Annotated in this window: 21 protein-coding genes and 2 pseudogenes; 11 read left to right on the top strand and 12 right to left on the bottom strand. The window is 72.1% G+C overall.

What is annotated here, in order from left to right:
• Window positions 1-96 precede the first annotated feature (96 nt).
• Complete coding sequence (locus OG852_RS06175; protein WP_133915926.1) at window positions 97-2,055, top strand: ricin-type beta-trefoil lectin domain protein; 1,959 nt, start codon at window positions 97-99, stop codon at window positions 2,053-2,055.
• 43 nt (window positions 2,056-2,098) lie between these two features.
• Here the strand turns inward: OG852_RS06175 and OG852_RS06170 are convergent, their stop codons facing one another.
• Both OG852_RS06170 and OG852_RS06165 read right to left on the bottom strand, forming a co-directional pair.
• Window positions 2,099-2,344 carry a hypothetical protein gene (locus OG852_RS06170; protein ID WP_133915927.1) on the bottom strand — a complete coding sequence of 82 codons (246 nt, stop codon included), beginning with the start codon at window positions 2,342-2,344 and terminating at the stop codon, window positions 2,099-2,101.
• A complete protein-coding gene (locus OG852_RS06165; protein WP_133915928.1) occupies window positions 2,332-2,700 on the bottom strand; it encodes a nuclear transport factor 2 family protein in 369 nt (122 codons plus the stop codon). Before OG852_RS06165 ends, OG852_RS06170 begins: the two co-directional genes overlap by 13 nt.
• Before the next feature lie 172 nt (window positions 2,701-2,872).
• Here OG852_RS06165 and OG852_RS06160 point away from each other — a divergent pair, with 172 nt between their 5' ends.
• On the top strand, window positions 2,873-3,172 hold the full coding sequence (locus OG852_RS06160) for a hypothetical protein (protein WP_133915929.1): 300 nt from the start codon (window positions 2,873-2,875) through the stop codon (window positions 3,170-3,172).
• Between the two features lie 76 nt (window positions 3,173-3,248).
• Here OG852_RS06160 and OG852_RS06155 read toward each other — a convergent pair whose 3' ends face one another.
• Window positions 3,249-5,003, bottom strand: a complete 1,755-nt coding sequence (locus OG852_RS06155; RefSeq protein WP_133915930.1) for an ABC transporter ATP-binding protein — start codon at window positions 5,001-5,003, stop codon at window positions 3,249-3,251.
• Window positions 5,004-5,162: 159 nt separating this feature from the next.
• Between OG852_RS06155 and OG852_RS06150 the strand changes: the two genes are divergently transcribed.
• From OG852_RS06150 to OG852_RS06135, 4 genes are all read left to right on the top strand, one after another.
• Window positions 5,163-6,248, top strand: a complete 1,086-nt coding sequence (locus tag OG852_RS06150; RefSeq protein ID WP_133915931.1) for an S-(hydroxymethyl)mycothiol dehydrogenase — start codon at window positions 5,163-5,165, stop codon at window positions 6,246-6,248.
• Complete coding sequence (locus tag OG852_RS06145) at window positions 6,248-6,877, top strand: MBL fold metallo-hydrolase (protein ID WP_133915932.1); 630 nt, start codon at window positions 6,248-6,250, stop codon at window positions 6,875-6,877. Before OG852_RS06150 ends, OG852_RS06145 begins: the two co-directional genes overlap by 1 nt.
• A gap of 57 nt (window positions 6,878-6,934) precedes the next feature.
• Complete coding sequence (locus tag OG852_RS06140; RefSeq protein ID WP_133915933.1) at window positions 6,935-7,315, top strand: DUF4180 domain-containing protein; 381 nt, start codon at window positions 6,935-6,937, stop codon at window positions 7,313-7,315.
• Window positions 7,316-7,409: 94 nt separating this feature from the next.
• Window positions 7,410-8,324: an SDR family oxidoreductase gene (locus OG852_RS06135; protein ID WP_133915934.1), complete on the top strand. Its 915-nt coding sequence runs from the start codon at window positions 7,410-7,412 to the stop codon at window positions 8,322-8,324.
• Window positions 8,325-8,328: 4 nt separating this feature from the next.
• Here OG852_RS06135 and OG852_RS06130 read toward each other — a convergent pair whose 3' ends face one another.
• A complete protein-coding gene (locus OG852_RS06130; RefSeq protein ID WP_330347298.1) occupies window positions 8,329-8,865 on the bottom strand; it encodes a hypothetical protein in 537 nt (178 codons plus the stop codon).
• 1,164 nt (window positions 8,866-10,029) lie between these two features.
• On the opposite strand from OG852_RS06130, the gene OG852_RS06125 reads away from it, so the two are divergent.
• Entirely contained in the window at window positions 10,030-10,725 is a 696-nt protein-coding gene (locus OG852_RS06125; protein ID WP_330347297.1) for a L,D-transpeptidase family protein, read from the top strand.
• 33 nt (window positions 10,726-10,758) lie between these two features.
• Here the strand turns inward: OG852_RS06125 and OG852_RS06120 are convergent, their stop codons facing one another.
• Entirely contained in the window at window positions 10,759-11,961 is a 1,203-nt protein-coding gene (locus OG852_RS06120; protein ID WP_133915937.1) for a Gfo/Idh/MocA family protein, read from the bottom strand.
• A 188-nt stretch (window positions 11,962-12,149) separates the two neighbouring features.
• On the opposite strand from OG852_RS06120, the gene OG852_RS06115 reads away from it, so the two are divergent.
• Both OG852_RS06115 and OG852_RS06110 read left to right on the top strand, forming a co-directional pair.
• Window positions 12,150-13,328, top strand: a complete 1,179-nt coding sequence (locus OG852_RS06115; protein ID WP_330347296.1) for an ROK family transcriptional regulator — start codon at window positions 12,150-12,152, stop codon at window positions 13,326-13,328.
• A gap of 95 nt (window positions 13,329-13,423) precedes the next feature.
• Complete coding sequence (locus OG852_RS06110) at window positions 13,424-13,609, top strand: hypothetical protein (RefSeq protein WP_055632074.1); 186 nt, start codon at window positions 13,424-13,426, stop codon at window positions 13,607-13,609.
• A gap of 79 nt (window positions 13,610-13,688) precedes the next feature.
• On the opposite strand, the gene OG852_RS06105 is transcribed toward OG852_RS06110, so the two are convergent.
• The 3 genes and pseudogenes from OG852_RS06105 to OG852_RS06095 form a co-directional block, all read right to left on the bottom strand.
• A complete protein-coding gene (locus tag OG852_RS06105) occupies window positions 13,689-15,086 on the bottom strand; it encodes a S1 family peptidase (RefSeq protein ID WP_133915939.1) in 1,398 nt (465 codons plus the stop codon).
• A 124-nt stretch (window positions 15,087-15,210) separates the two neighbouring features.
• On the bottom strand, window positions 15,211-16,032 hold the full coding sequence (locus OG852_RS06100) for an SAM-dependent methyltransferase (protein ID WP_330347295.1): 822 nt from the start codon (window positions 16,030-16,032) through the stop codon (window positions 15,211-15,213).
• A gap of 72 nt (window positions 16,033-16,104) precedes the next feature.
• A pseudogene (locus tag OG852_RS06095) lies at window positions 16,105-16,593 on the bottom strand (hypothetical protein); the annotation flags it as partial.
• Here OG852_RS06095 and OG852_RS06090 point away from each other — a divergent pair.
• Both OG852_RS06090 and OG852_RS06085 read left to right on the top strand, forming a co-directional pair.
• Window positions 16,592-17,092: pseudogene (locus tag OG852_RS06090) on the top strand (aminotransferase class I/II-fold pyridoxal phosphate-dependent enzyme); the annotation flags it as partial. The pseudogenes OG852_RS06095 and OG852_RS06090 overlap by 2 nt on opposite strands.
• 509 nt (window positions 17,093-17,601) lie before the next feature.
• Window positions 17,602-17,982 (top strand): PPOX class F420-dependent oxidoreductase, encoded by a 381-nt coding sequence (locus tag OG852_RS06085; protein WP_133915941.1) that lies wholly within the window; start codon window positions 17,602-17,604, stop codon window positions 17,980-17,982.
• Between the two features lie 62 nt (window positions 17,983-18,044).
• On the opposite strand, the gene OG852_RS06080 is transcribed toward OG852_RS06085, so the two are convergent.
• The 4 genes from OG852_RS06080 to OG852_RS06065 all read right to left on the bottom strand — a co-directional run bounded on the left by OG852_RS06080 (window position 18,045) and on the right by OG852_RS06065 (window position 23,165).
• A complete protein-coding gene (locus OG852_RS06080) occupies window positions 18,045-20,822 on the bottom strand; it encodes a hypothetical protein (protein WP_133915942.1) in 2,778 nt (925 codons plus the stop codon).
• 161 nt (window positions 20,823-20,983) lie between these two features.
• The gene (locus OG852_RS06075) at window positions 20,984-21,382 is read right to left on the bottom strand and encodes a Zn-ribbon domain-containing OB-fold protein (protein ID WP_133915943.1); all 399 of its coding nucleotides are present in this window, start codon (window positions 21,380-21,382) and stop codon (window positions 20,984-20,986) included.
• Between the two features lie 110 nt (window positions 21,383-21,492).
• Entirely contained in the window at window positions 21,493-22,185 is a 693-nt protein-coding gene (locus OG852_RS06070; protein WP_330351410.1) for a TetR family transcriptional regulator, read from the bottom strand.
• A 131-nt stretch (window positions 22,186-22,316) separates the two neighbouring features.
• Complete coding sequence (locus OG852_RS06065) at window positions 22,317-23,165, bottom strand: bifunctional methylenetetrahydrofolate dehydrogenase/methenyltetrahydrofolate cyclohydrolase (RefSeq protein WP_133915945.1); 849 nt, start codon at window positions 23,163-23,165, stop codon at window positions 22,317-22,319.
• Window positions 23,166-23,243 lie beyond the last annotated feature (78 nt).

Raw genomic sequence — 23,243 nt, 5'->3', positions numbered from 1 at the left:
CCGTTGACTTCACCCTCCGGCGGCCCTACTTTCGGCGCGCAACCGTTCGGTTTGCCGATCCTCGTTCGAGATATCGAATCCCCTCGGAGTCGCCGCATGCTTCCCCCACCGCGCTCAAGCCTTCTCACGCGCTGCAGAACCGCAGCCGTGCGCCTCCTCGCCCTGGCGCTGACCGCGACAGCGGCTCTTCTGTTCGCCGGCCCGGCCCCCGCCCAGGCGGCGACGTCCCGGCAGATCGCGGTACCCACCGCCCCGATGGGCTGGGCGTCCTGGAACAGCTTCGCCGCGAAGATCGACTACAACGTCATCAAGGCACAGGTCGACGCGTTCGTCGCGGCGGGTCTGCCGGCGGCCGGATACCAGTACGTCAACATCGACGAGGGCTGGTGGCAGGGCACCCGCGACAGCGACGGCAACATCACCGTCGACACGTCCGAGTGGCCCGGCGGGATGAGCGCCATCGCCGACTACATCCACAGCAAGGGCCTCAAGGCCGGCATCTACACGGACGCCGGCAAGGACGGCTGCGGCTACTACTACCCGACCGGCCGCCCCGCCGCCCCGGGCAGCGGCAGCGAGGGCCACTACGAGCAGGACATGCTCCAGTTCTCGAAGTGGGGCTTCGACTTCGTGAAGGTCGACTGGTGCGGCGGTGACGCCGAGGGCCTCGACGCGGCGACGACGTACACGGCGATCAGCGACGCGGTCGCCAAGGCCACGGCCGCCACCGGCCGCCCGCTGACCCTCTCGATCTGCAACTGGGGTTACCAGAACACCTGGAACTGGGCCCCGGGTCTCGCCCCCCTGTACCGGACCAGCACCGACATCGTCTACTACGGCAACTCGCCGTCGATGACGAACCTGCTGTCCAACTTCGACCAGGGCCTGCACCCCCTCGCCCAGCACACCGGCTTCTACAACGACCCGGACATGCTGATGGTCGGCATGAGCGGCTTCAGCGCCGCCCAGAACCGCACCCACATGAACCTGTGGGCCATCTCCGGCGCCCCGCTGCTGGCCGGCAACGACCTCACCACCATGACCACCGAGACCGCGAACATCCTCAAGAACCCCGAGGTCGTCGCCGTCGACCAGGACCCGCGCGGACTCCAGGGCGTCAAGGTCGCCGAGGACACCACCGGGCTCCAGGTGTACGGCAAGGTCCTCGCCGGCACCGGCAAGCGGGCCGTCGTCCTGCTCAACCGGACCTCCTCCGCCGCGAACATCACCGTCCGCTGGTCCGACCTTGGCCTGACGAGCGCCTCCGCGACCGTGCGTGACCTGTGGTCCCGGTCCGACGTCGGCTCGTACAGCACGAGCTACACCCAGAGCGTCCCGGCGGGCGGCTCGGTGATGCTCACCGTCACCGGCGGCACCGAGGCCTCGGGCAGCACCTACACCGGGACGTCGAGCTTCTCCGGCGTGGCCGCGGGCGCCACCGGCACCAAGATCGTGGACGTCGCCTACACCAACACCGCCTCCACGGCGAAGACCGCCACCCTCAAGGTCAACGGCCAGGGCGCCACCACGGTCTCCTTCCCGCCGACCGGCGCCGGCCAGGGCACGATCAGCCTCCTGGTCGGCCTGTCCAAGGGCTCGTCCAACACCCTGACCTTCTCGGGCGCCCCGACGCTCGCCGACATCACCGTCAAACCCCTGGCGGGCATGAACGGCAACCAGCTCGTCGGCCGGCAGTCCAGCCGCTGCCTGGACATCTACAACAACACCATCACCAACGGCACCCAGGCGGAGATCTGGGACTGCAACGGCGGCCAGAACCAGGCCTGGACGTACACCTCCCGCAAGGAGCTCGTGGTGTACGGCAACAAGTGCCTGGACGCCTACAACCTGGGCACCACCAACGGAACCAAGGTCGTGATCTGGGACTGCAACGGCCAGAACAACCAGAAGTGGAACGTCAACAGCGACGGCACCGTCACCAACGTCAACGCGGGCCTGTGCCTCGACGTCAACGGGGCGGCCACCGCCAACCGGTCCGTGCTGGTGCTGTGGTCGTGCAGCGGCGCCACCAACCAGAGCTGGTCACTGAACTGACGACCCGCCCGTCCCCCCGGCCGGCCGAGCATCCGGCCGGGCCTCACCGGCGCCGGCCGCGCCGGATGCGCGGCGGGCGGGGCACGGGAGGAAGCGGGCGGGGCCGGCGGGCCGCTCTCAGCGCCGCGCGCAGCAGGGCGGCGGACAGATGCCGGCCCGCCGCCGAGGCGGGGCCCTCCAGGGCGGGCCGGGCACCCCGCGCCCGCCCCAGCCGGGCCCGCACCGAAAAGGTCCAGGTCAGCCGGGAGGTGACCTGGACCCCGGCGAACTTCCTTCCTACTCGTCCCATGCCTGGATCATCGTCTGCTCGACGATCTTGCCGTCCCGCAACGTGATCATCGACTCGGCCAGGACGCGCACACCGTCCGAGTACTCGCAGGACTCGGTGAACGCGGCCCGGTCGCCCGCGACGATGCACTCGTCCAGCTTGTGCGCCTTGATGTCACGGCTGTAGACGTCCTCCAGCAGTTCGCCGATCTCCGCCCGGCCGTGCAGCACCCGGGGGCTGCTGGGCTGGGTGTTGCGGTCGACGATGCGCAGTTCCGCGTCGTCCGCGTAGAGCGACAGCAGATCGGAGGCGGTCGATCCCTCGACGCCTCTGCGCAAGGTGTCCGTGGAGAAGCCGGAACGTGACGCGCTGCCCATGGTGACCTCCTAGGAGGGCCGCGGACCGAGGGGAGCCGGGCCGCCGGTCCCTCACCCTTCGAGCGTCCTCCGCCCCGCGGACCTCGGCAAGCGCAGCCGCCGCGCTCCGCCTCCTGAGTGAGCCCGGTCCGCCACCCGTGTCCGCGAGGGCGCCCGCCGCGTTGCCGATGTCATGATCTCCCCTCGCCGCATCGTCGCCGTCGCCGCTCTCGCCGCCGGGGTCACCGGCCTCGCCGCGCCCCTGGCGAACGCGGCCGAAGCCCCCGACACCGGCCGGATCGGCCCGATGGCCCTGCTCGACTCGCTCGTCGCGAACGGGTTCCCGGCGGAGCACCGGGCCGAGCTGCCCCCGGTCTCCCGCCAACTGGCCGAGCTGAACAACGTGCACCAGCTCACCAAGCTGAACGAACTGCACCAGGTCACCGACCTCGCCGGCCCCGTCACCGGGCTGCTCCCCGGGATCCGGACCTGAACCGCCGGTCTTCCGCGGGGCCGCCGCCCGGGGCTTCCCGCCGGGCGGCGGCCCCCCTCCCGGCGGCCCCCTCGCCTCACTCCGCCGTCGCCAGGAACTGCGTGGCCGCCAGCTCCGCGTAGAGCGGATCGCCCGTGACCAGCTCACGGTGCGTTCCCACCGCCCGCACCCGGCCCGCGTCCATGACCACGATCCGGTCGGCCGTCGTCACCGTCGACAGCCGGTGCGCGACGACCAGCACCGTCGTCGTCCGGGCGACATCGGCGACCGTGTCCCGCAGCGCCGCCTCGTTCACCGCGTCGAGCTGCGAGGTCGCCTCGTCGAGCAGCAGCAGCCGGGGCCGGCGCAGCAGGGCGCGGGCGATGGCCACCCGCTGCCGCTCCCCGCCGGACAGCTTCGTCCCCCGGTGTCCGACCAGCGTCTCGAGACCCTGCGGCAGCCGGGCGACCAGCCCGTCCAGCCGGGTCGTCTTCAGCACCCGGCGCACGGTGTCGTCGTCCGCCTCCGGGTTGCCCAGCAGCAGATTGGCGCGCAGCGAGCCGGACAGCACGGGCGCGTCCTGCTCGACGTACCCGATGGACGAGCGCAGCAGCGGCAGGTCCCAGTCGGCGAGGGCGCGGCCGTCCAGACGGATCGTGCCCGACTCGGGGTCGTAGAACCGCTCGATGAGCGAGAACACCGTGGTCTTGCCGGCGCCCGACGGTCCGACGAACGCCGTCATGCCCCGCGCCGGGACGTCGAACGTCACTTGGTGGTGGACGTACGGCAGATCCTCGGCGTACCGGAAACGGACGTCGGTGAAGGAGAGCGAGGCGGGTTCGGCGGCGGGGGAGGGCAGCGGGGCGGGCCGGGCGGCCGGTTCGGCGGGCAGCCGCAGCGCCTCCTGGATCCGGCTGAGCGCCGCCGCACCCGTCTGGTACTGGGTGACCGCCCCCACGACCTGCTGGATCGGCGACATCAGATAGAAGACGTACAGCAGGAACGCCACCAGCGTGCCGACGCCGATCGCCCCGGTCGCGACCCGTGCCCCGCCCACCGCCAGCACGGTGATGAACGCGCCCTGCATCGCGAGCCCCGCCGTGTTCCCGGCCGCCGCCGACCACTTGGCGGCGCGCACGCTCTGCCGCCACGACTCCTCGGCGGCCGTGTGCAGCGTCTCCTCCTCCCGGTACTCGGCGCCCGACGCCTTCACCGTGCGCAGCGCGCCCAGCACCCGCTCCAGCGAGGCCCCCATCACCCCGACCGCGTCCTGCGCCTGCCGGCTCGCCCGGTTGATCCGGGGCACGATCAGCCCGAGCACCGCACCCGCGCACAGGATCACCGCGAGGGTCACCGCGAGCAGCACCGGGTCGACGAGCCCCATCATCACCACGGTCGCGGCCAGGGTGAGCCCTCCGGTGCCGAGGCCCACCAGTGAGTCGGTGGTGACCTCGCGCAGCAGGGTCGTGTCGGAGGTGATGCGGGCCATCAGGTCGCCGGGCTCGCTGCGGTCCACGGCCGGGATCCGCAGCCGCAGCAGATACGACGACAGCGCCCGCCGCGCGCCCAGCACCACCGACTCGGCCGTGCGCCGCAGCACGTACGAACCCAGTGCCCCGAGCGCCGCGTTGGCGACGACCAGCCCGGTCAGGGCGAGCAACGCGCCGGTGATGGCGCGGTCGTGGGACAGATCGTCGATCAACCCCCGTGCCACGAGCGGCAGCAGCAGCCCGGTGGCTCCGGTGACCAGCGAGAGCAGCGCCCCCGCGAGCAGGGTCCAGCGGTGCGGCCGTACATAGTCGAGCAGCAGCCGCCACGGGGGCCGTATGCCGGCTGTCTCTGCGTTGCTCACGGGGCTCCTCGGCGTTCGGACGGAGCCCTCAGGCTACGACGGCGGTCGCCGAGCGTGGTCGCAAGGAGGGGTTCCGGGGTGGTCGGCCGTGCTCTCACCGCTCCGTCACGCGTAGGGTCGGACCTGGGACGGATGACCGCCGAAGAAAGGGGCAGCACCATGCCGCAGGAAGTACGCGGAGTGATCGCACCGGGCAGGAACGAGCCGGTACGGGTGGAGACGATCGTGATCCCCGACCCCGGCCCCGGGGAGGCCGTCGTCCGGATCCAGGCGTGCGGGGTGTGCCACACCGATCTGCACTACAAGCAGGGCGGGATCAACGACGAGTTCCCGTTCCTGCTGGGCCACGAGGCCGCGGGTGTCGTCGAGTCGGTCGGCGAGGGCGTCACGGATGTCGCCCCCGGTGACTTCGTCATCCTGAACTGGCGCGCGGTGTGCGGGCAGTGCCGGGCCTGTCTGCGGGGACGCCCGTGGTACTGCTTCGACACGCACAACGCCAGGCAGAGGATGACCCTGACCGACGGCACCGAGCTGTCCCCGGCCCTCGGGATCGGCGCCTTCGCCGAGAAGACACTGGTGGCGGCCGGGCAGTGCACCAAGGTCGACCCGTCGGTGTCGCCGGCCGTGGCCGGGCTCCTGGGCTGTGGCGTGATGGCGGGCATCGGTGCGGCGATCAACACCGGCAACGTCGGCCGCGGCGACACCGTCGCCGTGATCGGCTGCGGAGGCGTGGGCGACGCGGCGATCGCCGGGGCGAACCTGGCGGGCGCGGCGAAGATCATCGCCGTGGACATCGACGACCGCAAGCTGGCGACCGCGAAGAAGATGGGCGCCACCCACACGGTCAACTCCAAGGAGACCGACGCCGTGGAGGCGATCCGCGAGCTGACCGGCGGCTTCGGCGCGGACGTCGTCATCGAGGCGGTCGGCCGCCCGGAGACGTACCGGCAGGCCTTCTACGGCCGTGACCTGGCCGGCACGGTCGTCCTGGTCGGCGTACCCACCCCCGAGATGAAGCTCGAACTCCCGCTCCTGGACGTCTTCGGGCGCGGCGGCTCCCTGAAGTCCTCCTGGTACGGCGACTGCCTGCCCTCCCGTGACTTCCCGATGCTGATCGACCTGCACCAGCAAGGGCGCCTGGACCTGGCCGCGTTCGTCACCGAGACCATCCAACTGGACGAGGTGGAGAAGGCGTTCGAGCGGATGCACCACGGAGACGTCCTGCGCTCGGTGGTGGTGCTGTGATGGCCGCCCGTATCGAACGTCTCGTCACCTCGGGCCAGTTCAGCCTCGACGGCGGCACCTGGGACGTGGACAACAACGTCTGGATCGTCGGCGACGACCACGAGGCGATCGTCATCGACGCCGCCCATGACGCCACCGCCATCGCCGAGGCCGTCGGCGACCGCCGACTGACCGCCATCGTGTGCACCCACGCCCACAACGACCACATCGGCGCGGCCCCCGCCCTCGCGGAGCTGACCGGCGCGACCATCTGGCTGCACCCCGACGACCTGCCGCTGTGGAAGCTCACCCACCCGGGCCGCGAGCCCGACGCCCATCTGGCCGACGGGCAGGTCATCGAGGCCGCCGGCGCCGACCTGACCGTCCTGCACACCCCGGGGCACGCGCCCGGCGCGGTCTGCCTGTACGACCCCGGCCTGGGCGTCCTGTTCACCGGCGACACCCTGTTCCAGGGCGGCCCCGGCGCCACCGGCCGCTCCTACTCCCACTTCGCGACGATCATCACCTCGATCCGGGAGAAGCTGCTCTCCCTCCCGCCCGAGACCAAGGTGCTCACCGGCCACGGCGACGCCACGACCATCGGCGCGGAGGCACCCCACCTGGAGGAGTGGATCGCGCGCGGACACTGACGCCGTTGGCGGGAAAGCGACGCGCGCACGGTCGTGGGCCCCCATACGATCAGCCGCATGACCACCACCGCGACCACGCTCACGACCCTGCACACCACCCGCGTCCTGCGCTGCGCCCCCGAGGGGCCGGCTCTGGACGGGGAGCGCGCCGCGCTCGATCTCGTCGGCGACGCGATGGGACAGGACGCGGAGCTGGTCGCGGTCCCCGCCGAGCGATGCGGGGAGGAGTTCTTCCGGCTGCGGTCGCAGGTCGCGGGCGCGGTCGTGCAGAAGTTCGCCACGTACCGGCTGCGGCTGGCCGTCGTCGGCGACATCTCCCGGCACCTCGCGGAGTCCTCCGCCCTGCGTGACTTCGTGTACGAGTCGAACCGGGGCCGCCAGCTCTGGTTCGTGGCCGACGAAGCCGAACTCGCGGACCGGCTGCGCCCCACCGGGTGACACCCGGCAAGCTCCTCGGAAAAGGCGACAGAAGACGTCCGGCTTCCGCGCGACCCTCGTGTCACTGACCGAGGAACGCGTGAGGAGGCCGGACATGCCGGGTCCGCTGGAGGGCAGGGTCGCACTGGTGGCGGGAGCCACGAGAGGCGCCGGACGGGGGATCGCCGTCGAACTGGGCGCGGCGGGCGCCACCGTCTACGTGACGGGACGCACCACCCGCGACCGCCGCTCCGAGTACGACCGCCCCGAGACCGTCGAGGACACCGCCGACCTGGTCACCGAGGCAGGCGGGCGCGGCATCGCCGTACCCACCGACCACCTCGAACCCACCCGGGTCAGGGCGCTCGTCGACCGCATCGACGCCGAGCAGGGCCGGCTCGACGTCCTCGTCAACGACATCTGGGGCGCCGAACACCTCTTCCAATGGGACACCCCCGTCTGGGAGCACGACCTCGACAACGGCCTCAGACTGCTGCGGCTCGCCGTGGAGACCCACGCGATCACCAGCCACCACGCGCTCCCGCTCCTGCTGCGCCACCCCGGCGGCCTGGTCGTGGAGATGACCGACGGCACCGCCGAGTACAACCGCGCCACCTACCGCGTCAACCTCTTCTACGACCTCGCCAAGACGTCCGTGGTGCGCATGGCGTTCTCCCTCGGTCATGAACTGGGCCCGCGCGGCGCCACCGCCGTCGCCCTGACCCCCGGCTGGCTGCGCTCGGAGATCATGCTCGACGCCTTCGGGGTCACCGAGGACACCTGGCGCGACGCCCTCGACCGTCACCCCCACTTCGCCATCTCCGAGACGCCCCGTTACGTCGGCCGGGCCGTCGCCGCCCTCGCCGCCGACCCCGACGTGGCCCGCTTCAACGGGCAGTCCCTCTCCAGCGGAGGCCTGGCCCCCGTCTACGGCTTCACGGACCTCGACGGCAGCCGCCCCGACGCCTGGCGCTACCTGGTCGAGGTCCAGGACGCGGGGAAACCGGCGGACGTGACGGGCTACCGCTGAGCCCTCACTCGCCGGACGCCGACAGCGAGGGCCAGCGCGCCGGATGCCCCGGCGGCAGCGCCAGGTCCTCGCGTACGGCCGTGTAGTAGCCCTCCCGGCCGGCGCGCTGCCGTTCCAGGAGCCGCTGCCAGGCGTCGGGGTCAACGGTCCCCGTCCGCAGGAACGCTTCCATGTCCATCACCACCCGCACCCACACCCGCGCCCGCTCCACCACGTCCCGGCTGCCCAGCATGATCAGCGCCTCCCCGGCCGGGTCGCGCCCGTCGGTCGCCTCCGCCAGCAGCGGCTCGGCCTCCGCCAGTGACATCGGATGCGGATGCGGGTCGTTGCCGAGGTGCGCGGAGACGCGGTACGTGAGGATCACCGACCTCTTCAACGCCTGCGCGTAGTCGGCGTACACCGAAAGACGCCGCTCCTCCCAGCGGGCCGCCTGCTCCCGCCCGAACCGGGCCCGGTCGCTGCGCACCACCGCCAGATACGAACCGAGGGCACCGATCACGACCCCTATGAGAGCCGGGAGTTGCTGGATGAACGCGGACATGCCCGCAGGGTCTCCGTTCCGTCGACGTGGTGAAGGCGCTCAACGGCGCGTGCAGATCCTTTCACTTGTCGTGCGCGCGGCGGCGCCGCGCTCGGCACGGCGGGCTTCAGCGGGACAGCGCCGAGGTGAGAGAGCCCGGCGGGCCCCGACCGGCACACCGTCGCTCCGGTGACCATCGCCCCCGAGTGCTCCCCACCCAGTCCGAAACTCCCGCAGCCAGGCCACCGTCTCCCGCTCCAGGGCCGCGGCCCAGGACCCGGCGGCCCCGGAGACGTTCTGGTCGTACGCCGCCGTCAGCCGGTCCCCGGCGACCGAGGCAGGCGTCGCACCGCCCGTCACGAAGCCCGGACAGCCGGGCCCGGCGGAACCGGAGGAGCCCGGCGCCCACCGCTCGGCGAACCGCGCGAGGGCCGTCTCGGCCCCCGCGCCCTCGTCCGGCAGGGCGGCGGGACCGGGGGCCGCACCGGGGCGGACACGGCGCCCTCGCCGTGCTGCGCCGCCGCCGGGCGCGTCTGCCGGCGCCGCCGGGCCCGTCTGCTGGCGCTGCCGGTGTCGGCCCGCGACAGCCGGGACCTCGCCCACCTGGCGGCGGCCGTCCACACGCGGGGCGTCCGACTGCCTACCTCGTCCCCGACTTCCAGAACCCCACCGGCGCGCACATGACCGCCGCGGACCGCGCGCCTCCTCCTCACGGTGATCGCCGATGAGACGATGCGCGACCTCGACCTGCGCACCCCGTCCGGCGCCGAATCCCCGCTCGCCGGCCCCGGCGTGATCCAGACCGGCTCCCTGAGCAAGACGGTGTGGAGCGGCCTCGGGATCGGCTGGATCCGGGCCCGCGCCGACCTCGTACGGGACCTGTGCGCCCACCCCCTCCAGGCGCAGCTCTCCCCACCGCCCCTGGAAACAGCTCATCGCCTGCGAGCTGCTGGACGACGACCTCGCCGCCGACCGCGCCCCCCTCACCCACCACCTCCGGCTGCCGTACACGGCCGGCCCGGACGTGCTGACCCGTGCGGTGGGCCTCCTGCGCCGTGCCCGCCGGAGGTGCCGTACTGACAGGAAGTTCACCGTTTCGTCACAGGGTGAGCGGAACCACAACCACAGCCTCCGCCCACCGGTCTAGGTTGTCGAGACCGCAACCGCGCCGGAAAGAGGGCACCCATGGGGGACATACGCAGAAAAGGAGCCGTCGCGCTCGGCGTCACGGGGCTGGTGGCCCCGCTGACGCTCGTGCTGGGCGCCGCGCCCGCCCAGGCCGCGACCTGCACCACACAGGCCGGCCCGTACCAGAAGCAGGTCGAGAAGTTCCTCGGCCGGCCCGTCGACGGTCGGCAGTCGGCCGCCGACTGCCGGGCCATCCAGGCCTTCCAGAACAAGCACGGCATCACCCCGAACATCGGCTACGCCGGGTCCGTCACCTGGGGTGTGATGGATCTCATGAACAAGCAGAAGGCGGTGGGCAACAACCCCAACGCCGCCCGCAAGTGCCCCACCAACAGGGGCCGGATCGCCTGCGTCAACCTCACCCTCCAGCTCAGCTGGATCCAGGACGGCAGCAGGCTCGTCTACGGCCCCGTCCCGGTCCGCACGGGCCGCAACGGATACGAGACCCGCACCGGGCTGAAGAAGATCTACTGGCGTGACATCGACCACGTCTCGACCCTCTACAACGTGCCGATGCCGTACAGCCAGTTCTTCGACGGCGGCCAGGCCTTCCACTCGGTCAACCTCAGCATGTGGAATCCGCCGGGCTCGCACGGCTGCGTCAACATGACGACGGCCACCGCCAAGAAGTACTGGTCGCTGCTGAAGAACGGCGACGACGTCTTCGTCTACGGCCGCAAGCCGGGCACCTGACGGCACCCGGCCCACGGGATCCCGGCCGGTGGCTCAGCTCTCCGGCGCGTCCCCGAAGTCCGGGATCTCCAGCCGCACCCCGCCCTGCCGTGCCGACTCGTGCGCGATCACGCCCGGCAGGGTGTAGCGGGCCGCGACCCAGGCGTTCACCGACGGCAGCGTGCGGGTGTTGACGGCCGTCACGAAGTCGTCCACCAGGAAGTGGTGGCTGCCCTCGTGCCCGTTGTGCAGCTCGTCGAACTCCCGCGGCAGCCGCGAGCGGTCGTGCACCGGCGCCGAGCCGGAGGTGAAGGCGGCCCGCAGCTCCGGCGCGATGTGCCGCAGCGACGGGTCGTCGGGGGAGAGGGTGGGCTTGGGCTCCAGGAGCTCGCTGATGTCCTTGACGCCCTGCTTGTCCTGCCACAGTGCCACCGTGGCGAGCTGCTCCATGCTCGCCTCCGTACCGAAGAAGCGGAAACGGGACTCCCGGATGTGCGAGGGATAGCCCACCCGCCGGAACTCGTTCGTACGGAACGAGCCGCCGCCCGCTACCTCGAACAGCGCGGTCGCGTTGGAGAAGTCGTTCCCGAACCGGCTGACGTCCTTGTCGAAGACGCCGTCGCCGCGCTCGTCCACCACCCCGATCGCCGACACGCTCACCGCGTGCGTCTGCCAGGCGCCCAGCACCCCGCCCACCGAGTGCGTCGGGTACAGCAGCGGGGGATAGCTGGCGGTGGCCTTCCAGTCCTCACCACCGCTGTACCGGTACGCGTCGTAGAACCCGAGGTCCATGTCGTGGACGTAGTCGCCCTCGGCGTAGAAGAGCCGCCCGAAGGCGCCCTCGGCGATCTGGTTGCGGGCGTGCACGGTCGCCGGGTTGTACTGGCTGGTCTCGCCCATCATGTACGTCAGCCCGGTCGCCCTGACGGCGTCGATGATCGCCGCGATCTCCTCCGTGCTGATCGCCATGGGGACGGCGGAGTACACGTGCTTGCCGGCGTTCAGCCCCTGGAGCACCAGGGGGCCGTGGGTCCAGCGCTGGGTGAAGATCGCGACGGCGTCGACCGCCGGTGACTCCAGCATCGCCTCGTACGAGGGGAAGGTGCCGGCGAGCCCCTGCGCAGAGACGAGTTGTTCGGCCCGCTCGGGCAGCAGATCGGTGACGTACACGTCACCTACGCCGGGGTGGGCCTGGAACAGCGTCGCGAACTGGCCGGAGAACTGGCCGGCCCCGACGATGCCGAGCGAGAACGTCATGTGAGGGTGCCCTTCACTGGGGAGCTGGTCGTTGAAGGCTGGGCTACTTACTTTCAGTGCAAAAGAATCTGGCCGTCAAGGGGGTCGTTGGTGAGTCTTTCCAGGTGCGTCCTCGTGGCGAGTGGCGCCTGATACTTTTGCTCTGAAAGAAAAAACCCGCCCTCCGGCGCTGGGGGAGACTGACCCGCATGACCGCACGTACCGCCAGTTGGCTGCCGCTGAGCCCGGGAGAGCGCTCGGTCGCGATCGAGGTGCTCGTCCACGGGCCGCTGTCGCGCACCGACCTCGCCCGTCGGCTCGACCTCTCCGCCGGCAGCCTGACCCGGCTGACCAAACCCCTGATCGAGTCGGGGCTGCTCGTCGAGGTCGCCGAGGGGGGAGGTCCGGCGGAGGTGCGGCAGGGCCGCCCCTCGCAACCGCTCGACGTGGTCGCCGGATCCCGCTCGTTCCTCGGCTTCAAGATCACCGCGGACCGGGTCTACGGCGTCGTCACCACCCTCAGGAGCGACATCGTCGCCCGCCACGACCGCCCGCTCACCGGCCGCGACCCCGCCGAGGTCGTCGCCCTCCTCGGTGCGATGACCGAGGAACTGTCCCGCGCCCACCCCGGGATCGCCGGCATCGGCATCGGGGTCGGCGGGCTCGTCGTGGACCGTGCCGTGGTCGGCGAGTCGGTCTACCTCGGCTGGCGGGACGTGCCGCTCGCCGCGCTCACCGAGGAGCGCACCGGACTGCCCGTGGTCGTCGAGAACGACGTCGCCGCCCTCGTCGAGGCCGAGACCTGGTTCGGCGCCGGCCGCGGCCTCGACCGCTTCGCCGTCCTCACCATCGGCGCCGGCCTGGGCTACGGCCTGGTCCTCGGTGGCAAGCGGGTCCCGTGCGCCGAGGAGGACCGCGGCTTCGGCCGCCACTGGATCGTGAACCCCCACGGGCCGCTCACCCCCGACGGCGAACGCGGCAGCGCCGTCTCGCTGCTCACCATCCCCAACATCCGCTACCAGGTCCAGGCCGCCACCGGCCGCGCCTGGACCTACGAGGAGATCCTCGCCCGCGCCGCCGACGGCGAACCCCTGCCCGCCCGGGTCGTGGAGGAGGCGGCCCGTGCCCTGGGCACGCTGGTGGCGCAGATCGCGAACTTCGCCATGCCGCAGAAGATCCTCCTGGCCGGCGAGGGGGTCGGCCTCATGGAGGTGGGGGGCGTCACGGTGGCCGAGACCATTCGCTCCCACCGGCATCCGCTCGCCGCTCCGGTCGACCTGGAGACCAAGGTGTCCGACTTCCACGACTGGGCTCGCGGCGCCGCCGTACTGGCCATTCAGGTGCTGGTGTTGGGGGTCGCGCGGGGCGAACTGCCGGAGGGGGGTTGACAGATGGGGGTGGACAGGGGGACGTGATCAGTAACACGGTACGGAATGACCGAATTATCCGTACTTACTCACGTGGCCTTCACTCCGGGCGCCGTATGCTTCACACCATGTCCACCACTGTTGAAACCGTTTCCGATCGTTCGGCTGACGAGGTCAACGAGGAGATCCGGGCCCTGTGGCTGCGGTCGGGCGGGACACTGAGTGTCGAGCAGCGTGCTGAGTACCAGCGGCTCGTCCTGGAGTGGGCCGCCGCGGCCCCGCAGCCGCTGAACGCGGTCTGAGCCTCGTAGGCCGAAGCGGGCACCCCGAGCGGGTGCCCTTTTCGTTTGCCTCGTTTCTCCGCTCCGGCTCCCGCGCGGCTCAGCCCCAAGTCGCCGAGTAGTAGTCCCGGTAGGCCTTGCGGTCCTGTTCGGCGCGGATGTACCGGGTGGCGACCAGGGCGATCAGACTGCCGCCGATGACCAGCAGGCCCGGGCCGATGTTGTTCGGGTCGGTGAGCCGGGCGGCGAGGGACGTCCCGCCGCCGATCCCCGTCACCGGGGTCGTCGAGCCCGGCGAGGTCGAACCCGGCGCGATCGCCGCCTGGGTGGGGGAGAGGGAGGGCTGGGGAGCACCGGACGGCGGGGTGCCGCCGCCCTGCCCGTTGCCCGACGGCGCCGCCACGATGAGCGTCACCCCGAGCTGCGCCAGCGCCCGCGTCACCGGCTGGAAGAACGTCGTACCGCCCGTCGTGCAGTCACCGCTGCCGCCCGAGGTGATGCCGAGCGCGATGCCCTCCGAGAACATCGGCCCGCCACTGTCCCCCGGTTCGGCGCACACGTTCGTCTCGATCAGCCCGCTGACCGTGCCCTCCGGATAGTTCACCGTCGCGTCGAGGCCGGTGACCTGTCCGTCCTTCAGCCCGGTGGTGCTGCCGCTGCGGAACACCCGCTGGCCCACGGCCGCGTCGCCCGTCCCCGTGATGCGCACCCCGTTGCCGTCGCCGATCGCCACGACGTCGGCGCCGTCGCCGGCCTTGCCGCTCGCGTACTGCACGAGCGAGAAGTCGTTGACCGGGAAGCTCTGCTGGACGGTCTGGCCCACCTGCTGCTGGGCCGTGTTGTCGGAGAACCAGGTCGAACCGGTCGGACCGCAGTGACCGGCGGTGAGGATGAAGTCGTTCGTCCCGTTCGTCACGTTGAACCCGGCCGAACAGCGCCCGCCGGTCGACAGGATCGGCTGGGCGCCGTTGACCCGGGTGGTGAACTTCCCCGCGGTGCGCTCCATACGGACGTAACTGCCGATGTCCGCCGCGGTCTTCGTCAGGCTCGCCCAGTCGGTGGCCGACACCGTGCTGTCGGCCTGCACGATCACCTGGTTGGTCTTGTAGTCCGTGACCCACGCCGTCCCGGGCACCTTGGGAGCCGAACGCAGCGTGGCCGTCGCCGACTTCAGCTCGTTCATGCTGTGGTCCACGAGCTTCGGCTCGGCGCCCGCCTCGCGCACCGTGGCGGCCGACCTGTCGTCGGTGACCGCCACGACCGGGCGCCCCTCGTCGTCGAGCCAGGTCCCCGCGGTGCGCGCGGTGCCCAGCTTCTTGACCAGCGCCGTCCCGGGGTTGGTGACGACGGACTCCGGGGTGCTGCGCTCCGTCGCCGCGCCGGAGGGCGTCTCCGTGGCCATGGCCGCCTGGGTGACCATGGTCCCGCCCAGGAGGAGTCCGCCGACTGCCGCCAGCCGTGTCACTCGCCGGACGATCCGTCGTCGTGCGTGCCTCATGCCCAGCTCCCGAAAACCCCGGTCGTGCGGCTCCAACACCGCGGGGCGCTCCGGTCGTTGAGTGCCCTCATCCCCATACGTGCGAGGACCCGGCCGTGTTCACCCCGGAAGTGATCACATCGGGTCAGTGTTTTCGTGCCACCCCGCCGAACATCGCGACCTCCTCCGGCTCCCCTGCCCAACCGGTCCCCTCCGGTGCGGGCCGCCAGCGCGAGCACGACACCACGCCCGGTTCCAGCAGCTCCAGGCCGTCGAAGAAACCGGCCACCCGCTCCGGGGTGCGCTGGGTCAGCTTCGGGGTGCCGTGCTCGTTCCAGAACCTCACGGCCTCGTCCACGTCCGGCATCGCCGGATGGGTGACCGTGTGCGACAGCACCAGATGGCTGCCCGGCGGCAGCCGGTCGAGCAGCCGTCGCACCAGCCCGTACGGGTCCTCGTCGTCGCCGACGAAGATGACCACGCCGAGCAGCATCAGCGCGACAGGCTCGGTCAGGTCCAGTGTCTTCTCGGCGTGCCGGAGGATCGCGTCGGTGTTGCGCAGGTCCTCGTCGAGGTAGTCGGTCCGGCCTTCGGGGGTGCTGGTGAGCAGGGCCCGGGCGTGGGCCAGGACCAGCGGGTCGTTGTCCACGTAGACGACCCGGGCGTCCGGTGCCAGCCGCTGGGCCACCTCGTGGGTGTTGTCCGCCGTCGGCAGTCCGGTGCCGACGTCGAGGAACTGGCGGATCCCGGCCTCGGCGACCAGATGCGTGACGGCACGGCCCAGGAAGAGCCGGTCGGCGCGCGCGTACGCGCCGATGTCCGGGTGTAACTCCCGGATCCGGTCACCGGCGACCCGGTCGACCTCGTAGTGGTCCTTGCCGCCCAGCCAGTAGTTCCAGATACGGGCCGTGTGCGGCTGGGTGATGTCGATACGGGAGTTCTCCGGTGAGGGTGTCACGGATGTCATGGGTTCGGCTCCGACGGCAGGAGGGCGGGGGCGAAGAACGGCGCGGTGGAATGCGTGCGGTCAACAAGCAATCTAAGCAAGTGTGTTGGCGCCGGTGGCGGGTCCTTTGGAATCCGTGCCGGGATGCCCGGATTCCGTCGCCGCCGGCCGGAGCAGGGCCCAGCTCCGCGCGTCGCCCCACACGGCCGAGGCACCGGTGCAGGGGCGCAGCAGGGCGGTGAGCGCCGGGTCGCCGCGGCCGTTCAGCTCGTCGGAGGCGATGCTGCGGGCGATCCCGGCGAGGAAGTCGGCGAGCTGCACCCGGGCGTCATCCCGGGCGACGACGAGCCGGAGTCCGGTGAGCGCGATGCCCTCCCGCCGCGCCGCGCGTTCGATCCAGGCGATCCGCCGCGGTGTGAGCATGTTCTGCCGGTCGTGGGCGAGCCGGACCGGCCGCCCGCCGCGGCTCCAGTACGCCGCCGTGCGCAGCACGGAAGGCAGCAGGGGATTGAGCGGAGGGACGAGCGGGGCGGGCCCGTCGGCGTCGATTCCGTCCCGATAGGCGACCGCCCGGGACCGCGCCGTACCGGGCGCGGAGCGCGGTCTGTCGCTGATGTCGGCCTCCAAGGCGTGGAACCTGGCCGGGCTCAAGGCGGCCCTGGCCGTGGCCGGCCCCGGCGCCGCCGCCGATCTGGCCCGGCTGCCCGAGGAGGTCTCCCACGGCCCGAGCCATGTCGGTGTGCTCGCCCACACCGCCGCGCTGAGCGAGGGGACGGCCTGGCTGGACGCGCTGCTGACCGCCCTCGACGCCCATCGGCGGCTGCTCGCCGAGCTGCTGGCCGATCATCTGCCGGGTGTCCGGCACCGGCCGGCGCAGGGCACGTACCTCGCGTGGCTGGACTGCCGTGCCCTGGGCCTCGGCGACGACCCGGCCGCGGTCTTCCTGGAGCGCGGCCGGGTGGCGCTGAGCCGCGGACCCGACTTCGGCACCGGGGGAGCCGGACATGTGCGGCTGAATCTGGCCACCTCGCCGGAGATCCTCACCGAGGGCGTGCGCCGGATGGCGGCCGCCCTGCGCTGATCCGTGGCACGACCCGTCGACGCGGCACGGTGGGCCTCGGCGGGTCCCCCGGCGGCGAGGCACGCCCGGACCGGAGTCGGTATGGACGTCTTCGACGCCACTGCCGTCTCCGCGGCGATCGACACCGCCCTGCTGCCGACCGTGCCCGGCTCCCACGAACGCGGCTGGACCACCTACGCCGTCGTGGTCGCCTGCCCGGGCGCCCGGGGCAGGCTGCTCGGCCGCCCCGGCGGCGATCCGCTCGGCGGCGGGCTCCACGACTCCGTGCCTGTTCGCCGCGTACCTCTTCCACGAGTGGGCCGAGCACCCCGCCCCGGACGGCCGTCCCGCGATCGGCGACGACGGGCCCGAGGCGCTCGACCCGGCCGGGGTCGTCGAACAGGCCGGGATCGTCGAACAGGCCCGGCTGATGGGACAGCGGTCGACGACGTTCGGCTGCGGTGCCGTCGTGGCCGGTCGAGCCGTTCCCCCGTGCTCCTTTCGGGGCGCCGCCTCATAGACTGCGCGGCATGGACGACAACGCGCTCGAACGGCTCGGGGCGGGTAAGTATCTGCTGATCACCAGCTACCGGAAGAACGGCAGCGGGGTCGCCACCCCGGTGTGGGTGGTGCGGGACGGGGACACGCTGGGGGCCTGGTCGGCCGCCGATGCCTGGAAGGTGAAGCGGATCCGGGCCCGCGGCGACGTCCTCGTCGGCCCTTGTGACGTACGCGGCAACCCCACCGGCGAGCAGATCCCGGCCACCGCGGAGATCTGCGACGCCGGGACGACCGCCCGCTACCGCACGCTGCTCGCCCGCAAGTACGGTGTCCTGGGGCGGCTGACGCTCCTGGGCAGCCGGCTGCGGCGCGGACTGGACGGGACGGTCGGCATCCGCATCACGCTCTGAGCACGGAAAACGGAAGGGGGGCATGGACCGGCCTGGTCCATGCCCCCCTGCGCGACGACTGCCTACGGCGCGTCCTCGACCGTCCCCGTCAGCACCGGCTGGTCCGGCAGCGGGTCGGCGTTGTCGTCCGTCAGCGCCAGCCGCATCGACTCGACCGGCTCGGCCACCTGGTCCTTCACCGTCTTCACGATGAAGTCGGCGGTCGTGGTCCCGGCCGGGATGCCCATCCACGCCCACAGGTTCGCCCTGGACAGCGGACGCTCCGGGTCGGGTACGTCACCGGACCAGTCCAGCAGCCACTGCGGGTCCACGTCCTTGGTGGACAGCTCGGTGCCCTCCGTGACCGGCAGCACCCGGACGGGCTGCCAGATGTCCACGTCGGCCGGTTCGGAGAGGGTGATCCGCCAGGTCAGCGTCCCGCCCTCGGTCACCTTGTCCGTGACCGGCGTCAGGGTCACCTTCGGCGCCGGGTCGTCGTTCAGCGCGGTGACGCCGCCCGCGTACGTGCCGACGACCGCGCCGCGCACGGCCTTGGCGACGAGGTCGTACCGCTTGTCGTAGCCGAACCGGGTGTCCCCCGTGACCTTGACCGGTACGTCGACCGGATTCGTCCCCGGGCGTACCGTGACCAGCTTGTCCACGGCCCGGCCGGTGTCCGGGTCGAGGACGCTGAAGCGGACCGTGCCGGTGCCGTGTCCGGTGACCTCGACCGGGATGCGGTAGGTGCGGGTGCCGGAGTCGCCCTCCTCGACCGTCAGCCGGCCGATGTCGACCCGCGGCAGCGCCGCCGTCGTGACCGCCGGGGTGCCGGGCGCCCAGCCCCAGGCGTCCATCAGCCAGGCCTTCCCGGAGCGTGAACGCGGGGTCAGCTCGAGGGACTTGACGTGCTTGAGGTCGAACCCGGCGCGGGTGGCGGCGGTCAGCGGAACCCGCACCTCGCGCGCCCAGTACGAGGCGGTGCGCTCGGTGCCGGGCAGCCCGTCGACCTTGACCTGTCCGAGCTTCGCCCGGTGACCGGCGGAGTCGGTGAGCGACACGTCCAGCTTGGTGCCGGTGGTGTTCGGCGGCACGAAGACGCGCAGCGTCAGGTTCTTGGCGCCGGACAGGGAGAGCGGCTTGGCGGGGGTGACCCTGGTCGCCGTGCCGGGCGCGGACCACTTCAGCGCGACCGCGCCGCGGCCGGCCTCCTTCTCCAGCGCCCACCAGGCGAAGTGCGGGGACGACCCCTTGTCGGCCTCGCCGAGGCAGGCCTTGGCCGGGGCGGGGTCGATCGCCGCGCACAGCCGGCCGCCGGACACCTTCACCCCGGCGTCGGGCAGGAGGCCGCCGGTGCGGCGGGCGCCCACTGCGTGGGTCAGCACCCGGGCCGGGTCGGCCGAGGGGGCGCGCCGGCCGGTGCCGTCGAGGAGCGGGCGCACCCGGTCGTCGCCCGCCACGAACAGCCGGGCCGCGGCGGCGATGTAGGTGGCGCCCGCCTTGTGCTGCTGGTCGCCGGTCAGCCGGGTGCGGGTGCCCGTGGAGCACACCGCGTCGCGGTCGGTGCTCTCCGGGTCCTCCCCGAAGTCGTCGAACGCGGGCGCCTCGGCCTTGCCCGGCGTCCACTCCGTGTTGAAGAAGTTGTGGTTGGCGCCGATCACGTACACGGCGCTGTGCAGGGCGTTGCCCTTGCTGACACCACGCGTGCCGTCGGCGTACACCTCGCCCTGGAGATCGGACACATCGCCGTCGCAGCCGGGCAGGATCGTCGCGGACGGGACGTCGGCGACCGGGTTCTGGCCGAAGATCGTGGGTCCGATGAGCACGGTGCCGCGGATCTTCCAGCGGACCGGGCCCCGGTAGCCGTCCTGCGCGGCGGGCGCCGGGTAGAGGCTGTCCATCGCGGCCCGGTTGACGCCCTCGCCGCCGCGCGAGTGGCCGACGAGCAGGACACGGCTCAGGTCGGCCTTCGGCGCGTCTCGGACGACCGCCGGTGCGTCGCCCGGGTGCGCGGTCCAGGCGGCCCACTTCGCCAGGTGCTGCCGCACCAGCGAGGAACGGGCCTGGGCGCCGCCGTCCTCGGCCGCGAAGTCCTGGCCGTTGATGCCGTTCGCCGAGATCGACACCGTCACATAGCCCTGGGAGGCCAGCAGCTTCTGGTCCTGCAGATAACCCTTGTAGCTGGGGATCGCCTTCAGCCCGGCGGGGCAGGGCCAGTCGCCGGTCACGTCCTCGTCACCGCCGCCCGGCTTGTAGCAGGTGCCGTGGCGGCCGTGCAGGAACAGCGCGACCGGCCGCTTGCCGGTGGCGCCCTTCGGCGCGACGACCACGGCCTGCATCTCGACCGGCTGGGCGAAGTCGGGCAGCTTCACCGGGTCGAGGTCGTACTCACCGGTGACCGTGCGGTACGCGCCCGGCTTGCCGGGGTCCACGGAGTTCGCCGGGAGCGCGGCCGGGGGCCGCGCGGCGGCCAGGGACTCCTTCGACGGCGTGCCGGAGTCCGCGGCGTGCGCGTCCAGCCGGCGTCCGGCGGCCAGGACCTGGAGCTCCGTCAGCGGCGCGGCCCGGTCGAGGGCGAGCCGGAAGGTACGGCCGTCCTTCGCGGCCCTGGGCACGCCGAGCAGCCGGCCGCCCGCGTGGAACTCCACCCGGGCGTCCCCCATGGGCACGGACCGCTCCGAGCGCCAGACCAGCTCACGCGACGCGCCCTCGCCGGTGACGCGCCACCCGGGGGGCAGTGGGCCGTCGGCGGCAGCCGAGGCCGTCGTACCGGGCGACTCCTGGGCCTGGGCCAACCCGGGTGTTCCCGCCAGTGCCGCGAGCACGGCCACGGCGGTGACACCTATGCGACGGGCATGGATCAAGGTCCCCTCCTCACACTTCGCGCGTGGGCGCCCCGTCCGTACCGGGATCACCTCACGACACGAAGGAAGCGAGAGGAGGCCTGTGGGTTGCCTGTGACGAGCGAATCGGCCTGCGAATGACCGGAATTGAGCGACCGCCAAGGAGAGAGAGGGGGGAGACCCTAGTGGTGCCAGCCCCGGTACGGCTCGTCGACGAGCTGGAACACCGGCTCGCCCCGTACCGGGTCCTTCACCGTGGAGAGGCGGACGCGATCGCCGCTGTGGATGCCGATGAGAGGGCCCATGACCCGGCCGCGGACGACGAACCCCTCCGCCATCTCCACCAGCGACACATTGCGCGCGGACGGCGTGTTGCGGTGCACCACGGTCGCGTGGCGGACCGTCCCGACGCCACCGCTGCGCTCGGTGCGCAGGTCGCTGCCCTGGCACACCGGACACAGCAGCCGGTGGTACATCGCGGTGCCGCACCAGGTGCAGCGCTGGAAGAGGATCGCCTCACCGTCGGACTTCGCGCGGTCGAGCAGACCCGCCGTGCCGCCGGTTCCCGTGTGGTGGTACACGCTGGTCACTCCCTGCCTCGGCCCGGAAACCCACTGGCGTCAGCGTATGGCACTGAGTGTCAGGCGTAAAGGTACTGCGTACCCTGAAAATGTGAAGAGGTGGGAGGGGGTCAGTCGCGGGCCAGGGTGGTCTCGATCTCCTGCACCACCCGCCACAGCGGAGCCCCCCGCCGGGAGACCACGACGACCACGTCCTCGGGGTGCTCCTCCGCGACCGGCACCGGCACCGGCGTCGGCTCGGGGGCCGGTGCCGCGCCGAACGCCGACTGCACATAGCCGAGCGCATGGTCCACGGTGGCGGTCGCGTCGCCCTCGCCGTCCGAACGCAGCCAGGAGCGCAGGGCGTTGTTGTGCGCGGCGACCACCGCAGAGGCGATCACATCGGCCCGCAGACTGCCGTCGGACCGGCCCGCGAAGCGGTCCCGCAGATACTCGGCGAGGGCGCGCTCGTAGCGCCACACCACCGACAGCTCGTACGCCCGCAGCCCCGGCACCTTCTTGGTGAGCCGGTAGCGCTGCACCGAGAACGAGGGGTTCTCGGCGTACATCTGCAGCACGAGGCGCGCGGCGTCGCACACCCGCCGCACCGGCTCGGCGTCCTCCGTGCTCGCGGCGAGGAAGGCGGTCATGTCGGCCAGGCACCGCTCGTGGTCGGGGAAGACCACGTCCTCCTTGGACGGGAAGTAGCGGAAGAACGACCGGCGCCCGACGCCCGCGAGGGTCACGATGTCGTCCACCGTGGTCTGCTCGTAGCCCCGCTCCACGAAGAGCCGGAAGGCCGCCGCGACCAGGGCGTCCCGCATGGGCGGCTTGGCCTCCGCCTTCTCAGTGGCGCTCATGGACGGGAACGTAACACCTGGGACCCTCCGATGGCACTCAGTTCCCTCCTGGTGGGGAACTGAGTACCTGGCACGGGGTGCCGAAACAGGCCGGATCAGAGCCGTTCGGCCGCCTCGACGACGTTCGTCAGCAGCATCGCGCGGGTCATCGGGCCGACGCCGCCGATCGGCGGGGCGAAGGAGCCGGCGACGTCGCCGACGTCCGGGTGGACGTCACCGAGGACACCCTCGACCGTACGGGTCAGACCCACCGACAGCACGGTGGCGCCCGGCTTGATCCAGTCGGGCCGCACCAGGTGCGCCACCCCGGCGGCGGCCACCACCACGTCCGCCTCCCGGGCGTGCGCGGCGACGTCCTGGGTCGCCTCGTGGCACAGGGTCACCGTGGCGTGCTCGGTGGCCCGGGTCAGCATCAGGCCGAGCGGGCGGCCCACCGTCACCCCGCAGCCGATGACGCAGAACTGCTGCCCGGTGATCGCCACGTTGTTGCGGCGCAGCAGGTCGATGATGCCGCGCGGAGTGCAGGGCAGCGGCGCGGGAATGCCCAGCACCAGCCGGCCCAGGTTCGTCGGGTGGAGTCCGTCGGCGTCCTTGACCGGGTCGATCAGCTCCAGGACGGCGTGCGTGTCGATGTGGGCGGGCAGCGGGAGCTGCACGATGAAGCCGGTGCACGCCGGGTCGGCGTTCAGCCGCAGCACCGCGGCCTCGACATCGGCCTGGGAGGCGTCGGCGGGCAGCTCGACCCGGATCGAGGCGATGCCGACCTGTGCGCAGTCCCGGTGCTTGCCGCCCACGTAGGAGCGGCTGCCCGCGTCGTCGCCGACGAGGATCGTGCCCAGCCCGGGGGTGATGCCGCGCTCCTTCAACGCCTGGACGCGGAGGGCGAGTTCGTTCTTGATGTCGGCCGCGGCGGCCTTGCCGTCGAGAAGAGTTGCGGTGGTCACGGAGTCGACGAGCCCTTCGGGAGAGAAAACGACGGTCCTGTCATCGTACGACCCCTCCGTCCCCCTCCCCGCAGGAGC

It is taken from the genome of Streptomyces sp. NBC_00582, from assembly GCF_036345155.1.
In the GTDB taxonomy this organism is placed as follows: Bacteria; Actinomycetota; Actinomycetes; order Streptomycetales; family Streptomycetaceae; genus Streptomyces.
The sequence above is the reverse complement of the archived record's forward strand: the minus strand, read 5'-3'. Positions and strand labels throughout refer to the sequence as shown.

Bases quoted from the DNA above. Each gene is read 5' to 3' on its own strand.
- OG852_RS06175 (WP_133915926.1), top strand. From the start codon at position 97: ATGCTTCCCCCACCGCGCTCAAGCCTTCTCACGCGCTGCAGAACCGCA.
- OG852_RS06170 (WP_133915927.1), bottom strand. From the start codon at position 2,344: ATGGGACGAGTAGGAAGGAAGTTCGCCGGGGTCCAGGTCACCTCCCGG.
- OG852_RS06165 (WP_133915928.1), bottom strand. From the start codon at position 2,700: ATGGGCAGCGCGTCACGTTCCGGCTTCTCCACGGACACCTTGCGCAGA.
- OG852_RS06160 (WP_133915929.1), top strand. From the start codon at position 2,873: ATGATCTCCCCTCGCCGCATCGTCGCCGTCGCCGCTCTCGCCGCCGGG.
- OG852_RS06150 (WP_133915931.1), top strand. From the start codon at position 5,163: ATGCCGCAGGAAGTACGCGGAGTGATCGCACCGGGCAGGAACGAGCCG.
- OG852_RS06145 (WP_133915932.1), top strand. From the start codon at position 6,248: ATGGCCGCCCGTATCGAACGTCTCGTCACCTCGGGCCAGTTCAGCCTC.
- OG852_RS06140 (WP_133915933.1), top strand. From the start codon at position 6,935: ATGACCACCACCGCGACCACGCTCACGACCCTGCACACCACCCGCGTC.
- OG852_RS06135 (WP_133915934.1), top strand. From the start codon at position 7,410: ATGCCGGGTCCGCTGGAGGGCAGGGTCGCACTGGTGGCGGGAGCCACG.
- OG852_RS06130 (WP_330347298.1), bottom strand. From the start codon at position 8,865: ATGTCCGCGTTCATCCAGCAACTCCCGGCTCTCATAGGGGTCGTGATC.
- OG852_RS06125 (WP_330347297.1), top strand. From the start codon at position 10,030: ATGGGGGACATACGCAGAAAAGGAGCCGTCGCGCTCGGCGTCACGGGG.
- OG852_RS06120 (WP_133915937.1), bottom strand. From the start codon at position 11,961: ATGACGTTCTCGCTCGGCATCGTCGGGGCCGGCCAGTTCTCCGGCCAG.
- OG852_RS06115 (WP_330347296.1), top strand. From the start codon at position 12,150: ATGACCGCACGTACCGCCAGTTGGCTGCCGCTGAGCCCGGGAGAGCGC.
- OG852_RS06110 (WP_055632074.1), top strand. From the start codon at position 13,424: ATGCTTCACACCATGTCCACCACTGTTGAAACCGTTTCCGATCGTTCG.
- OG852_RS06105 (WP_133915939.1), bottom strand. From the start codon at position 15,086: ATGAGGCACGCACGACGACGGATCGTCCGGCGAGTGACACGGCTGGCG.
- OG852_RS06100 (WP_330347295.1), bottom strand. From the start codon at position 16,032: ATGACATCCGTGACACCCTCACCGGAGAACTCCCGTATCGACATCACC.
- OG852_RS06085 (WP_133915941.1), top strand. From the start codon at position 17,602: ATGGACGACAACGCGCTCGAACGGCTCGGGGCGGGTAAGTATCTGCTG.
- OG852_RS06070 (WP_330351410.1), bottom strand. From the start codon at position 22,185: ATGCGGGACGCCCTGGTCGCGGCGGCCTTCCGGCTCTTCGTGGAGCGG.